The sequence below is a fragment of the Bradyrhizobium sp. CCBAU 45321 genome (assembly GCF_028128975.1).
Lineage (GTDB): Bacteria > Pseudomonadota > Alphaproteobacteria > Rhizobiales > Xanthobacteraceae > Bradyrhizobium > Bradyrhizobium yuanmingense.
In genome coordinates, this window is the sequence record NZ_LFKZ01000017.1 from 38,363 (window position 1) to 50,883 (window position 12,521).

Annotated in this window: 12 protein-coding genes; 9 read left to right on the top strand and 3 right to left on the bottom strand. The window is 64.1% G+C overall.

What is annotated here, in order from left to right:
- Positions 1-155 precede the first annotated feature (155 nt).
- On the top strand, positions 156-677 hold the full coding sequence (locus ACM43_RS06090) for a cupin domain-containing protein (RefSeq protein WP_157285043.1): 522 nt from the start codon (positions 156-158) through the stop codon (positions 675-677).
- A gap of 120 nt (positions 678-797) precedes the next feature.
- On the opposite strand, the gene ACM43_RS06095 is transcribed toward ACM43_RS06090, so the two are convergent.
- Entirely contained in the window at positions 798-1,322 is a 525-nt protein-coding gene (locus ACM43_RS06095) for a Dps family protein (RefSeq protein WP_057027720.1), read from the bottom strand.
- 105 nt (positions 1,323-1,427) lie between these two features.
- Here ACM43_RS06095 and ACM43_RS06100 point away from each other — a divergent pair, with 105 nt between their 5' ends.
- The 3 genes from ACM43_RS06100 (at position 1,428) to greA (ending at position 6,678) form a co-directional block, all read left to right on the top strand.
- Positions 1,428-2,129 (top strand): class I SAM-dependent methyltransferase, encoded by a 702-nt coding sequence (locus tag ACM43_RS06100; protein ID WP_271538914.1) that lies wholly within the window; start codon positions 1,428-1,430, stop codon positions 2,127-2,129.
- Between the two features lie 398 nt (positions 2,130-2,527).
- The gene (gene carB, locus ACM43_RS06105) at positions 2,528-5,992 is read left to right on the top strand and encodes a carbamoyl-phosphate synthase large subunit (RefSeq protein ID WP_271538916.1); all 3,465 of its coding nucleotides are present in this window, start codon (positions 2,528-2,530) and stop codon (positions 5,990-5,992) included.
- 212 nt (positions 5,993-6,204) lie between these two features.
- Positions 6,205-6,678: a transcription elongation factor GreA gene (gene greA, locus ACM43_RS06110; protein ID WP_036009537.1), complete on the top strand. Its 474-nt coding sequence runs from the start codon at positions 6,205-6,207 to the stop codon at positions 6,676-6,678.
- Between the two features lie 219 nt (positions 6,679-6,897).
- On the opposite strand, the gene ACM43_RS06115 is transcribed toward greA, so the two are convergent.
- A complete protein-coding gene (locus ACM43_RS06115) occupies positions 6,898-7,377 on the bottom strand; it encodes an Lrp/AsnC family transcriptional regulator (protein ID WP_271538919.1) in 480 nt (159 codons plus the stop codon).
- A gap of 266 nt (positions 7,378-7,643) precedes the next feature.
- On the opposite strand from ACM43_RS06115, the gene trxB reads away from it, so the two are divergent.
- From trxB to ACM43_RS06140, 5 genes are all read left to right on the top strand, one after another.
- Positions 7,644-8,609, top strand: a complete 966-nt coding sequence (trxB, locus tag ACM43_RS06120; protein ID WP_157285046.1) for a thioredoxin-disulfide reductase — start codon at positions 7,644-7,646, stop codon at positions 8,607-8,609.
- 4 nt (positions 8,610-8,613) lie between these two features.
- Positions 8,614-9,537 (top strand): LysR family transcriptional regulator, encoded by a 924-nt coding sequence (locus tag ACM43_RS06125; RefSeq protein WP_025032176.1) that lies wholly within the window; start codon positions 8,614-8,616, stop codon positions 9,535-9,537.
- Between the two features lie 461 nt (positions 9,538-9,998).
- A complete protein-coding gene (gene dapA, locus ACM43_RS06130; RefSeq protein ID WP_271538921.1) occupies positions 9,999-10,907 on the top strand; it encodes a 4-hydroxy-tetrahydrodipicolinate synthase in 909 nt (302 codons plus the stop codon).
- A 279-nt stretch (positions 10,908-11,186) separates the two neighbouring features.
- On the top strand, positions 11,187-11,336 hold the full coding sequence (locus ACM43_RS06135) for a hypothetical protein (RefSeq protein ID WP_167361666.1): 150 nt from the start codon (positions 11,187-11,189) through the stop codon (positions 11,334-11,336).
- Positions 11,337-11,481: 145 nt separating this feature from the next.
- Positions 11,482-11,610, top strand: coding sequence for a hypothetical protein (locus ACM43_RS06140; RefSeq protein ID WP_260345777.1), 129 nt, complete (start codon positions 11,482-11,484; stop codon positions 11,608-11,610).
- 72 nt (positions 11,611-11,682) lie between these two features.
- Here the strand turns inward: ACM43_RS06140 and ACM43_RS06145 are convergent, their stop codons facing one another.
- Positions 11,683-12,360, bottom strand: coding sequence for a ParA family protein (locus ACM43_RS06145; protein ID WP_025032179.1), 678 nt, complete (start codon positions 12,358-12,360; stop codon positions 11,683-11,685).
- Between the last annotated feature and the right edge of the window lie 161 nt (positions 12,361-12,521).

Sequence of the window (12,521 nt, forward strand, 5' to 3'; positions counted from 1 at the left end):
GCGTAGCGCGAGCCCGGAATCCATCTGGCAACAGACTCTGCAGTGCCATGGATTCCGGGCTCGACGCTGCGCGTCGTCCCGGAATGACGGTGGAACGAGGAACGTCGCCGTACGCGTTTGGTTGATCCCTGCTATTCTTGCGCAGGAGCACAGCCATGTCCGTCGTCCGCGACAAGGCCGAGCCGCTCGCCATTGTTTTCGAGGATGACGGGCTCGTGCCGAACAACATCCTTCCGTTCCTGGTCTACCAGGGCGCGGTGAAGCTCGACCCAAAGCGCCCGGAAGAGACTATCGAGAATCTGTTCGAAGCGAACGGCTGGGGCGGGACGTGGCGCAACGGCGTCTACGATTATCTGCATTATCATGCGACGGTGCATGAGGTGCTCGGCGTCGCGCGCGGCAGCGCGCGCGTGCGTTTCGGCGGCGATCATGGCCAGGAGCTGGACATCAAGGCCGGCGACGTCGCGATCCTGCCCGCCGGCACCGGCCATCAATGCATCAAGGCGAGCAATGATTTCTGCGTGATCGGCGCCTATCCGCCAGGCGCAAAAATGGAGATCACGCGCGCAACGCCGGAGAACCATGCGAAAGCGCTGAAGACGATTCCGCAAGTGGCGCTGCCGCCGGCTGATCCCGTGACCGGGAAGGACGGCGCGCTGATGCGGCTGTGGCGGTAACTACGAGCGCGGTGCGGTAGGGTGGGCAAAGGCGCGCCCCTGCGCGCCGTGCCCGCCACTCCATCCGCACACTCCTGTTGGTGGGCACGCTTCGTTTTTCCCACCCTACGAAAGCTTGGCCTACGCCTCGTTGCCACCTTCCTGCCGGGTGGCTTCAAACAGGAACCAGGTGCGGCGCTCGGTCTCGTCGATGAAGTTCTCCAAAATGCTGGCGCTGGCAACGTCGCCGGCCTCGTCGCAGACGTCGTGCGCCTTGCGCATCGCGGCTGCGACGTGCTTGTTGTCCTGCATCAGTTCGCGCAGCATCTCGCGCGGCGGGACGTAGTCCTCGTTGTTGTCCTTGATGGTCTGGAGCTTTGCGACCTGGCCGATCGACCTCAGCGTGGTGCCGCCGATCTTGCGGACGCGCTCGGCGAGCTGGTCGGTGGTGGCGAAGATCTGGTCGGACTGCTCGTCGAGCAGCAGATGGTAATCGCGGAAGTGGCGCCCGCTGATGTGCCAGTGGAAATTCTTGGTCTTCAGATAAAGCGCGAACGCGTCGGCCAGAAGCACATTGAGCGCCTCAGAGACTTTCTTGACCCCGTCGGGCGACAGATCCGTGGGGGTATCGAGTTCGGGCGAGACCTTGTTGTTGGTTTTGCTCACGGGAGACCTTCCTGTTAGGACGCGGACATTGACGGCGCGCCGCCGCACCCCTAACGCAAGGTGGGCAGCGCGGTTCCTAGATAGGAACCCCTGGGCGGGATACCAATGGACGATTGGATCGATTATTACGACTCCACGCATACGATCTATGTCAGCAAGCTGCATCGCGACTTGCACTTCCAGATCATTGCGCGGGACATCATCGGCTACATCCCCTCGCCCGATGCGACGGTGCTGGACTATGCCTGCGGCGAAGCGCTGTCGGCGAGCCAGGTGGCAGCCGCCTGCGGCATGCTGATCCTGGCCGAGCCCGCGCCGGGCGTGCGCGGCCGGCTGATCGCGCGGTTCGCCCCAAACACCAAGATCCGCGTCCGCTCGCTCGAGGACGTCCGCAAGATGCAGGATCTGTCGATCGATCTCGTCGTGATGAACTCGGTCGCACAATACATGACGCCGGACGAGCTCGATGCGGCGCTATTGAACATCCGCCGCATCCTGAAACCCTCCGGCAAGCTGGTGCTGGGGGACGTTCTACAGCCCAATGTCGGCATGGTCAGGGATGTGATGGCGCTGCTCGGGTTCGGCCTGCGTCACGGATTTCTGAAGGACGCGCTGATCGGGCTGATCAGCACCGCGCTGTCGGATTATCGCCAGCTGCGCTCGAAGATCGGACTGCAGCGCTACAGCGAGGACGAGATCACGGCCAAGCTGAAGGCGGCGGGCTTCGCGGTCCAGCGCGCCCACAGCAATATCGGGCACAACCGCTGGCGCATGACCTTCATCGCGAGGCCGCCTCTGATCCGTTAAGCATAACGATCAGCTGAGGTGGCCTGGCGCACGCCGATCGGGAATAATCCTGATGGCCCGGTGGCGGAAATGTCTACGCGGGGGCGGTGCATCGCTCTTCATCCTGGTTCAAATCCAGGCCGGGTCTCCAGCCTTCGCTGGCTTCGCCAGCTTCGGCTTCGGCAAGCCCTTCGTAGCGAAGGCTGCCGCAGCGAAGCCCAACGGGCGAAGCCGGGCGCGCTCGGCAGAGTCCCAACCCCTGAAAATTGGCGGTTGATGGGCGTTTTTCGGGGTTTCGCCGCTCCAAAAACTGGTTTAAGACCCACCCGCGCGCGAGGGAGACCCCGCGCTCTCGCCAAATGGGGACGCGCGGCAAGCGCGCCCTTTTTTTGTGCCCAGATCCCAGCCCGTGAGCGGTGATGCCCAAACGAACCGACATCTCGACCATCCTGATCATCGGCGCCGGTCCCATCGTGATCGGCCAGGCCTGCGAGTTCGACTATTCGGGCACCCAGGCGGTGAAGACGCTGAAGGAGGAGGGCTATCGCATCGTCCTCGTCAATTCCAACCCGGCCACCATCATGACCGACCCGGAATTGGCCGATGCGACCTATATCGAGCCGATCACGCCCGAGATCGTCGCCAAGATCATCGAGAAGGAACGTCACGTCGTCCCCGGCGGCTTCGCGCTGCTGCCGACCATGGGTGGCCAGACCGCGCTGAACTGCGCGCTGTCGCTGCGCCGGCAGGGCACGCTGGAGAAGTTCGACGTCGAGATGATCGGCGCCACCGCCGATGCCATCGACAAGGCGGAAGACCGCCAGCTGTTCCGCGAGGCCATGACCAAGATCGGGCTCGAGACGCCGAAGTCTCGGCTCGCCAACGCCTCCGAGCTGAAGAAGTCGTTCCGCGAGAAGTATCAGGCGGCGCGCGCAAAAGCTTCGGGCGCCGAGCTCGAAGAGCTCGACCGGCAATGGACGCTCGGCGAGAGCGAGCGTCGCAAGCGCTACCAGGAATACGCCTTCGGCCAGGCCATGATGGCGCTGTCTGAGATTGGCCTGCCCGCGATCATCCGCCCCTCCTTCACGATGGGTGGCACCGGCGGCGGCATCGCCTACAACAAGGAAGAGTTCCTCGACATCATCGAGCGCGGCCTTGACGCGTCTCCCACCAACGAAGTGCTGATCGAGGAATCCGTGCTCGGCTGGAAAGAGTACGAGATGGAGGTGGTGCGCGACAAGAAAGACAATTGCATCATCGTCTGCTCGATCGAGAACCTCGATCCGATGGGCGTGCACACCGGCGATTCCATCACTGTCGCGCCGGCGCTGACGCTGACCGACAAGGAATACCAGATCATGCGCGACGCCTCGCTGGCGGTGCTGCGCGAGATCGGGGTCGAGACCGGCGGCTCCAACGTTCAGTTCGGCGTCAATCCCGAAGACGGCCGCATGGTCGTCATCGAGATGAATCCGCGCGTGTCGCGCTCCTCCGCGCTGGCCTCGAAAGCCACCGGTTTTCCGATCGCCAAGGTCGCCGCCAAGCTCGCGGTCGGCTACACGCTCGACGAGATCGCCAACGACATTACCGGCGGCGCGACGCCGGCCTCGTTCGAGCCGACCATCGACTACGTCGTCACCAAGGTGCCGCGTTTTGCCTTCGAGAAATTCCCGGGCGCCTCGACCACGCTGACCACCTCGATGAAGTCGGTCGGCGAAGTCATGGCGATCGGCCGCACCTTCCAGGAAAGCCTGCAAAAGGCGCTGCGCGGGCTCGAGACGGGATTGACCGGCCTCGACGAGATCGAGATCGAGGGCCTCGGCCGCGACGACGACAAGAACGCGATCCGCGCCGCGCTCGGCACTCCGACGCCGAACCGCATCCTCCAGGTCGCCCAGGCCATGCGGCTCGGCTGGTCGAACGAGGACATCTTCAACTCCTGCAAGATCGATCCGTGGTTCCTCGCCGAGATGCGCGGCATCGTCGAGATGGAGGACAAGGTCAGGAAGAACGGCCTGCCTGGCAACGCCTTCGGCATGCGCACGCTGAAAGCCATGGGCTTCTCCGACGCGCGGCTCGCCGTGCTGGCCGAGACGACGGAGGCCGAAGTCAAGGCGAAGCGCCACGCGCTCGGCGTCCACCCGGTGTACAAGCGCATCGACACCTGCGCGGCCGAGTTCGCCTCGCCGACCGCCTACATGTACTCGACCTATGAGGCGCCGTTCGCCGGCCTGCCCGCGGACGAGAGCGCGCCGTCCGACAAGAAGAAGGTCATCATTCTCGGCGGCGGTCCCAATCGCATCGGCCAGGGCATCGAGTTCGACTATTGCTGCTGTCACGCCTGCTTCGCGCTGCATGACGCCGGCTACGAATCCATCATGGTCAACTGCAATCCGGAGACGGTGTCGACCGACTACGACACCGCCGACCGGCTCTATTTCGAGCCGCTGACCGCCGAGGACGTGCTGGAGATCATCGCCAAGGAGCGCAGCAAGGGCACGCTGCACGGCGTGATCGTGCAGTTCGGCGGCCAGACGCCGCTGAAGCTGGCGCGTGCGCTGGAAGCCGCCGAAGTGCCGATCCTCGGCACCTCGCCCGACGCCATCGACCTCGCCGAGGACCGCGACCGCTTCAAGCGCGTGCTCGACAAGCTGCGCCTCAAGCAACCGAAGAACGGCATCGCCTATTCGGTCGAGCAGGCCCGCCTCGTCTCCGCCGATCTCGGCCTGCCGCTGGTGGTGCGCCCGTCCTACGTGCTCGGCGGCCGCGCGATGCAGATCATCCGCGAGGAGAACCAGCTCAACGATTATCTGCTCGGCACGCTGCCGGAGCTGGTGCCGGCCGACGTCAAGGCGCGCTATCCCAACGACAAGACCGGGCAGATCAACACCGTGCTCGGCAAGAACCCGCTGCTGTTCGACCGCTATTTGTCCGACGCCACGGAAATCGACGTCGACTGCCTGTGCGACGGCAAGGACACCTTCATCGTCGGCATCATGGAGCACATCGAGGAAGCCGGCATCCATTCCGGCGACAGCGCCTGCTCGCTGCCGCCGCACTCGCTCGATGCGGAAATGATCGGGGAGCTGGAGCGGCAGACCCGCGAGCTCGCGCTCGGCCTCGACGTCATCGGCCTGATGAACGTGCAATACGCCATCAAGGACGGCGAGATCTACGTGCTCGAGGTCAATCCGCGCGCCTCGCGCACCGTGCCGTTCGTCGCCAAGGTGATCGGCACGCCGGTCGCCAAGATCGCCGCGCGCATCATGGCCGGCGAGAAACTTGCCGATTTCAAGCTGAAGAAGGCGGCGCTCAAGCACGTCGGCGTCAAGGAATCGGTCTTCCCGTTCGCGCGCTTCCCTGGCGTCGACACCGTGCTCGGCCCCGAGATGCGCTCGACCGGGGAGGTCATGGGGATCGACCGCTCGTTTGCGGTCGCCTTCGCCAAGAGTCAGCTCGGCGGCGGCACGCGGGTGCCGCGCAAGGGCACTGTGTTCGTCTCGGTGCGCGAAAGCGACAAGACGCGCATCGCGGATGCCGTGCGCGAATTGCATTCGCTCGGCTTCAAGGTGCTGGCGACGTCGGGCACGGCGCGCTTCCTGACCGATCAGGGCATCCCGACCGAGAAGGTGAACAAGGTGCTGGAAGGGCGGCCGCACATCGTCGATGCCATCACCAATGGCGACGTCCAGCTCGTCTTCAACACCACCGAAGGCCCGCAGGCGCTGGCCGACAGCCGCTCGCTGCGGCGCGCGGCCCTCTTGCATAAAGTGCCATATTACACCACTCTTTCCGGGGCCGTGGCGGCCGCGCAGGGCATCCGCGCCTATTTGGGCGGGGACCTTGAGGTTCGTACCCTGCAGAGCTACTTTTCGGAAACCTGATCGCTAGCGGCAGCGAAGCTTCCGCTAAGTGATTGGCAATGAAGCCACAATGGCCGGAGGAACTGTCCGGCCAGGTGGTAGTTCTGTTCCGGCGCTAAAGCCCATATCTGTCAAGGTCCGGCAGCCCCTCTTTGGGCTCTGGAGGACTGACGAATCAAGGTTGCGGCGCCCATCCGCATTCTGGGGCGCACGATCGAAGGACGAGAGAGACGATGGAAAAGGTTCCGATGACCCAGGCCGGCTTTGTCGCGCTCGGGGAAGAATTGAAGCAGCGCCAGTCCGTGGACCGTCCGCGGATCATCGAGCATATCGCCGAGGCGCGCTCGCACGGAGACCTGTCGGAGAACGCGGAATATCATGCCGCGAAGGAAGAGCAGTCGCACAATGAGGGCCGCATCGCCGAGCTCGAGGACAAGCTCGCGCGCGCCGACATCATCGACATCTCCAAGCTCTCCGGCGATACCATCAAGTTCGGCGCCACCGTGACGCTGGTCGATGAGGACACCGAGAAGAAGACGGTGTGGCAGATCGTCGGCGAGGTCGAGGCGGACGCCAAGAAGGGCCGGATCTCGATCACCTCGCCGCTCGCACGCGCATTGATCGGCAAGAAGAAGGGCGCCACGGTCGAGGTCAACACGCCGGGCGGCGCCAAGGCGTACGAGATCACCAAGGTGGAGTGGCGGTAAGGACTTGCCGCTGCGCCTGCTGACGTTTCGAAAAGGCCGCGCAGTGCGCGGCCTTTTTGTTTCTGCGTCTGGTGTCCCGGACGCGCTGCAACGCCCTTAGCGTTGCTGCGCAGAGCCGGGACCCAGAAGGCAGCACGGCACGCGGTGAGATGGGCCCCGGTTCTGCAGCGCACCGCTGAAGAAGCGCTGCGCTGCGTCCGGGGCACGAGTTCGCGCGACCTACCGCCGTCCCTTCACCTCGAGCGGCACGGCCGCCTCGTACTTCGAATTGTGCAGCACCAATGACGTGCGCACGTTGCGGACATGCGGCGCCGCGGTGAGGTGCGTGACAAAATCCTGGAAGGTCGCCATGTCGGGGGCGACGCATTTCAGGATGAAATCGACCTCGCCGGACAGCATCCAGCATTCCCGCACCAGGGGCTCGGCGCGGACGAACTCCTCGAACGCGCGCAAATCTCCTTCGGCCTGGCTGGACAGGTGCACGGCGGCGAAAACGGTGACGTCGAAGCCCAGCTTGCGTGCGTCCAGGAGGCCGCGATAGCCGTGGATGTAACCCTCCTCCTCCAGCGCCCGGACGCGGCGCAGACAGGGCGGCGGCGAGATGCCGACGCGCTTGGCCAGCTCGACATTGGTGATTCGACCGTCGGCCTGAATCTCTGTGAGAATTTTCAGGTCGATCTCGTCTAGGTTCCGCGACACGTGATTGGAACTCCTGGCCTTTGCGGCGGTATTGGGTGATTTGTCGAAATCCTCATAGCGCAATCCTCACCGCCGGCGCAATTTTATTGCGCGTGCAGCGCAATCGACTTTTGTTCCCTGTTGGAAAAATCCGCCGATAGGGAATGCAATTCTTGCATGGCTCGCCAGATTGCTTAGATTAGCTCTGATATTTCAGCGCCTCCGCTAGGCCTCCCGGCACATTCCGCGCCCGCGCTGCAAATCCCCCGTGAAAGGCGTCCATCGAAATGTCCGCTCCTGTTCATGCAAAGGTCGTCATCATCGGCTCCGGCCCGGCTGGCTACACCGCCGCGATCTACGCCGCGCGCGCGATGCTTGAGCCGATCCTGATCCAGGGCATCCAACCCGGCGGCCAGCTCACCATCACGACCGACGTCGAGAACTATCCAGGCTTCGCCGACGTGATCCAGGGCCCCTGGCTGATGGAGCAGATGGAGAAGCAGGCGGTCCATGTCGGCACCAAGATCGTCTCCGACCTGGTGACCAAGCTGGAGACGGCGCAGCGGCCGTTCCGCCTCACCTGCGACTCTGGCGACGTCTATCTCGCCGAGACCGTGATCCTGGCCACCGGCGCGCAGGCGCGCTGGCTCGGGCTGCCGTCGGAAGCCAAGTTCCAGGGCGGCGGCGTGTCGGCCTGCGCCACCTGCGACGGCTTCTTCTACCGTGGCAAGGAGGTGATCGTGGTCGGCGGCGGTAACACCGCGGTCGAGGAAGCACTGTACCTCACCAACCATGCCTCGCAGGTCACGATCGTGCATCGTCGCGATCATTTCCGGGCCGAGCGTATCCTGCAGGAGCGCCTGTTCAAGCATCCGAAGATCAAGGTGATCTGGGACGCCGCGGTCGACGAGATCTGCGGCACCGATAACCCCAATAAGGTCACCCATGTCCGTCTCAAGAACGTCAAGACCGGCGCGCTGACGGACGTCAAGGCCGACGGCATCTTCATCGCCATCGGGCATGCGCCGGCGACCGAGCTCGTCAAGGATCAGGTCAAGCTGAAACCCTCCGGCTATATCGAGGTCGCCCCGAACTCGACCGCGACCTCGGTGCCGGGCCTGTTCGCCGCCGGCGACGTCGCCGACGAAACCTATCGCCAGGCCGTGACGGCCGCCGGCCTCGGCTGCATGGCCGCACTCGAAGCCGAACGTTTCTTGGCCCTTCGCGCCAGCGAGCGCGCGGCAGCGGAATAGAATCATGCCCCGAACACGCGACGGATTTACGGATATGGACTGGGACAAGCTGAAGGTGTTTCACGCCGCGGCGGAAGCGGGCAGCTTCACGCATGCGGGCGAGCAGCTCGGCCTGTCGCAATCGGCGGTGTCGCGCCAGGTCTCGGCGCTGGAGCAGGAGCTCTCGGTCTCGCTGTTCCACCGCCACGCCCGCGGGCTGATCCTCACCGAGCAGGGCGACCTGTTGTTCCGCACCGCGCATGACGTGTTCATGCAGCTGCAGGCGGCGCGCGCCAAGCTGACCGACAGCCGCGAGCGGCCGAGCGGCGATCTCAAGATCACCACCACGCCCGGCGTCGGCATCAACTGGCTGATCCCGCGGCTCGGCGAGTTCACCGCGCTCTATCCGGAGATCCGCATCTCGCTGATCGTCACCGACGAGGAGCTCGATCTGTCGATGCGCGAGGCTGACGTCGCGATCCGCACCCGCAAGCCGACGCAGCCGGATCTCATCCAGCGCAAGCTGTTCGCGATGGGCTTCCACGCCTATTGCTCGCCGGAATACATCAAGCGCTTCGGCACGCCGCGCACGCTGGAGGAGCTCGACTCCCACCGCATCATCACGCTCTCGGACGGCAACTTCGCGCCGCACCTGCAGAACCGCAACTGGCTGATCGAAGCCGGGCGCAACGGCTCGGGTCCGCGCGAGGCCTATTTCAAGGTCAACAACATCCTCGGTCTCGTGCGCGCCTGCGCGCAGGGCCTCGGCATTGCCGCCCTGCCCGATTACCTCGTCGAGGAGCAGAGCAAGCTCGTGCAGCTGTTCGGCGAGTCGGATTCGATCCAGCTCGACACCTACTTCGTCTATCCCGAGGAGTTGAAGACGGTCGCGCGCGTACAGGTGTTCCGTGACTTCGTGGTGAGCAAGGCGCAACGCTGGCCGTCCTGATTTCCGCATGACTGACATGCGGCCTCGGCTGTTGCTGCAAGGCACTCGGCAAGCTCATAATGTTTGCACGCTGAGCCTTCGCGTTGCGCATTTGTCCCCCTCCTCCAGTGGCGCGGGAGTTCAGTAATCCCTCTTGGAAGGTGATTGTGTCGGCCTCACGTGGCCAATACCTAAGCCGGGCCCTCGGGTCCGGCTTTTTTTCGTCAAAATATTGCTTCGCCCTGCGCGTGTATTGACAGTTCCACGCCTACCCCGCATCATTGGCCTATGATCACGAAGTCGTGCGCAATCTCGTTCGAGGCCATCGTCTCGAAAAAAGGGCCCCATCCCGGGGCCTCGGATTTTTGCGCGCGCTAGCCGACTTCGTCATCGCTGCAAATCTTCGAAAACCCCGCCGCCTGGACGGGGTTTTTTCATGTGCCCTCCGTCTCAGGCATTTTTCCCGAGAAGGAGATGGAAACATGACCGGACTACGAGATCACTTGCACGGGCTGTGGTTGCCGCTGGTGACGCCGTTCCAGGACGGCGCGCTGGACGAGAGGTCGCTGCGGCGGCTGACCCGGCACTATTGCGCGCACGGCACAGACGGCCTCATCCTGGGCGCGACCTCCGGTGAAGGCATGACGCTGCGCGCAGCCGAGCTCGAACGTCTCGTCGCCGTGGTGCGGGCGGAGATGGCGGCCGCCGGCCGCAACCTGCCGATCTGCCTCGGACTGTCGGGCGCGGACACCTCGCGTCTGCAGGAGCGCCTCGACGAGACCGCGGACTGGCCGATCGACGGTTACCTGATCGCCAGCCCCTATTATGTGCGGCCGTCGCAGCGCGGCTTGCTGGCGCATTTCGAGGCGCTCGCCGACCACGCGGCATGGCCGATCGCGCTCTACAACATTCCCTATCGCTGCGCCGTCAACATCACCAACCAGACCATGCTGCGCCTTGCCGAGCACAAGAACATCGTCGGCCTGAAGGATTGCGGCGCGAGCCGGGAGCAATCGATCGCGCTCTTGCGCGACCGGCCGAAGGGCTTTCGCGTGCTCACCGGCGAGGACGCCAATTATTTCGAGGCGCTCAGTGACGGCGCTGACGGCGGCATCGTGCTCTCAGCCCATGTCGAGACCGAGACCTTCGCGGCAATTTATAGCGAGCACAAGCGCGGCAACCACGATGCGGCGCAGGCGCGCTGGGACGAGGTCGCCGAGCTGACGCGGCTGTTGTTCGCCGAGCCGAGCCCCGCGCCGGCGAAGTACTGGCTGTGGCGATCCGGCCTGATCGACAGCCCGGAGGTGCGCCTGCCGATGGTGGAAGTGAGCAGCGAGCTCGCGGCAACGATCGATCGCGAGATCGAGCGACGGATGACGATCGCGGCGTAGTGGCTTTCTCTTCAAGCCACCTCCGTGTCATTCCGGGGCGCGACGAAGTCGCGAACCCGGAATCCATGGCGCGGCGGAGTTGGTGGGCGCGCGCGCCCATGAATGGATTCCGGGTTCGCGCTGCGCGCGCCCCGGAATGACGGCCGGCGGGAGCGGGAGAGCGCTGCGCGTGGTTAACCGCGCCCCAACGGCCTTCGCAGCTGCCGCAATCCGCATCCACGTCTCGTTTACGTGACTGCGCCTATCGTTCTGTCCAAAGTTACCGAAGGGGAAATGACCATGGGGTATCGCACCCGGCCAACGGCCGCGAGCCAGTTCGCGCCCGCCGATCTCTTGAAGGGAATTCTCGTCGTCTCGTCGTTCGGGTTCTGGGCCGTGATGCTCGGCCTGATGCCGGTGTTGCTGTTTCGCGTCTGGCTGGTCGGCTGAGGCCGGCGTACCGGATGGTTAATCCGTGGTAGCACCTGTGTTCAAAATGCACGGGCAGATGCGATCCGGATCTTAAAACATCGCTGCTATCACCGACGCCCATAGCGAAGAAATCGCGGGGGCGTTTGTGAATAGTCAGAATGAAATGGCGTCGCATTTCGACGCCGAACAGCAGGGCTTCAGCACCGAGGACATTCTCTGGGCCGTCGGCATCTGGTCGGTGATCCTGACCCTGTCGCCGGTCATCGTGTTCTACATGCTGATGGTGGCGTGAGGACAAGCCCAGAAACGCAAAACGCGCGGACATTCCCGCGCGTTTTTCGCCGTTCGGAATGACCAATGAAAATTAAGCTGCCTGCTTGTGCATTGCGCCGGAGGCCGACGCGGTGCCACGGATAGCCTTCACCGAACGCTCGATCGCCGCCCACAGCCTGGCGATTTCCTGAGCCGCACGGCTCTCGGCCTGATACTCGCGCGCGCCTTCGCCGTGGCTGAGCGCCATCAGCAGATCCGAACGATTGGTGATCTGGCCGCCCCACACCGGAGCGCGGAATTTCGCTAGGGCTTCGCGGGCGATGGTGACGATCGGGCTTTCGGCTTCGTCGCGCTTGGCCGGGGCGCCGTTGAGCACGACCGCGTAGGGCTTGCGCGCGGCGCGACACATCTGGATGGTTTCCTGCACGGCGTTGACGTCGAACACGCCGGGACGCGCCGGGATGACCACCATGGTGGCATTCTTGATCGCGTCGTCGACGACGGCCGACAGGTTCGGCGGCGTGTCGATCAACACCCATTCATAACCGTCGCGCTTGGCTGCGGAGACGATGCCGCTGACGGAGTTGACGGCAGCCTTGATCGGGGGCTCGTTGGTGCCGCGGAGCTTGTGCCACAGCGTCAGGGAGCCCTGCGGATCGGCGTCAACCAGCATGACCTGCTTGCTCGCCTTGATCTGCGCGGCGAGATGCGCGGCGAGGGTACTCTTGCCCGAACCGCCTTTACGTGATGCAAAAACAATGACGTTCATACCTTCCGCCTCCAGATTGACCCCAGGCCGCGAAAATGAATCAGTGCGCTGATTCGTGAAAGAAAAATTTGTCGGGAGCTGCGCGACAGCCACGAAATAACAAGACGTGTTGGCTTTTGAGTCACACTGCTTCGCAGGACGGAGACACGGGCCGCATCGAA

Bases quoted from the DNA above. Each gene is read 5' to 3' on its own strand.
- ACM43_RS06090 (WP_157285043.1), top strand. From the start codon at position 156: ATGTCCGTCGTCCGCGACAAGGCCGAGCCGCTCGCCATTGTTTTCGAG.
- ACM43_RS06100 (WP_271538914.1), top strand. From the start codon at position 1,428: ATGGACGATTGGATCGATTATTACGACTCCACGCATACGATCTATGTC.
- carB (WP_271538916.1), top strand. From the start codon at position 2,528: ATGCCCAAACGAACCGACATCTCGACCATCCTGATCATCGGCGCCGGT.
- greA (WP_036009537.1), top strand. From the start codon at position 6,205: ATGGAAAAGGTTCCGATGACCCAGGCCGGCTTTGTCGCGCTCGGGGAA.
- trxB (WP_157285046.1), top strand. From the start codon at position 7,644: ATGTCCGCTCCTGTTCATGCAAAGGTCGTCATCATCGGCTCCGGCCCG.
- ACM43_RS06125 (WP_025032176.1), top strand. From the start codon at position 8,614: ATGCCCCGAACACGCGACGGATTTACGGATATGGACTGGGACAAGCTG.
- dapA (WP_271538921.1), top strand. From the start codon at position 9,999: ATGACCGGACTACGAGATCACTTGCACGGGCTGTGGTTGCCGCTGGTG.
- ACM43_RS06135 (WP_167361666.1), top strand. From the start codon at position 11,187: ATGGGGTATCGCACCCGGCCAACGGCCGCGAGCCAGTTCGCGCCCGCC.
- ACM43_RS06140 (WP_260345777.1), top strand. From the start codon at position 11,482: ATGGCGTCGCATTTCGACGCCGAACAGCAGGGCTTCAGCACCGAGGAC.
- ACM43_RS06145 (WP_025032179.1), bottom strand. From the start codon at position 12,360: ATGAACGTCATTGTTTTTGCATCACGTAAAGGCGGTTCGGGCAAGAGT.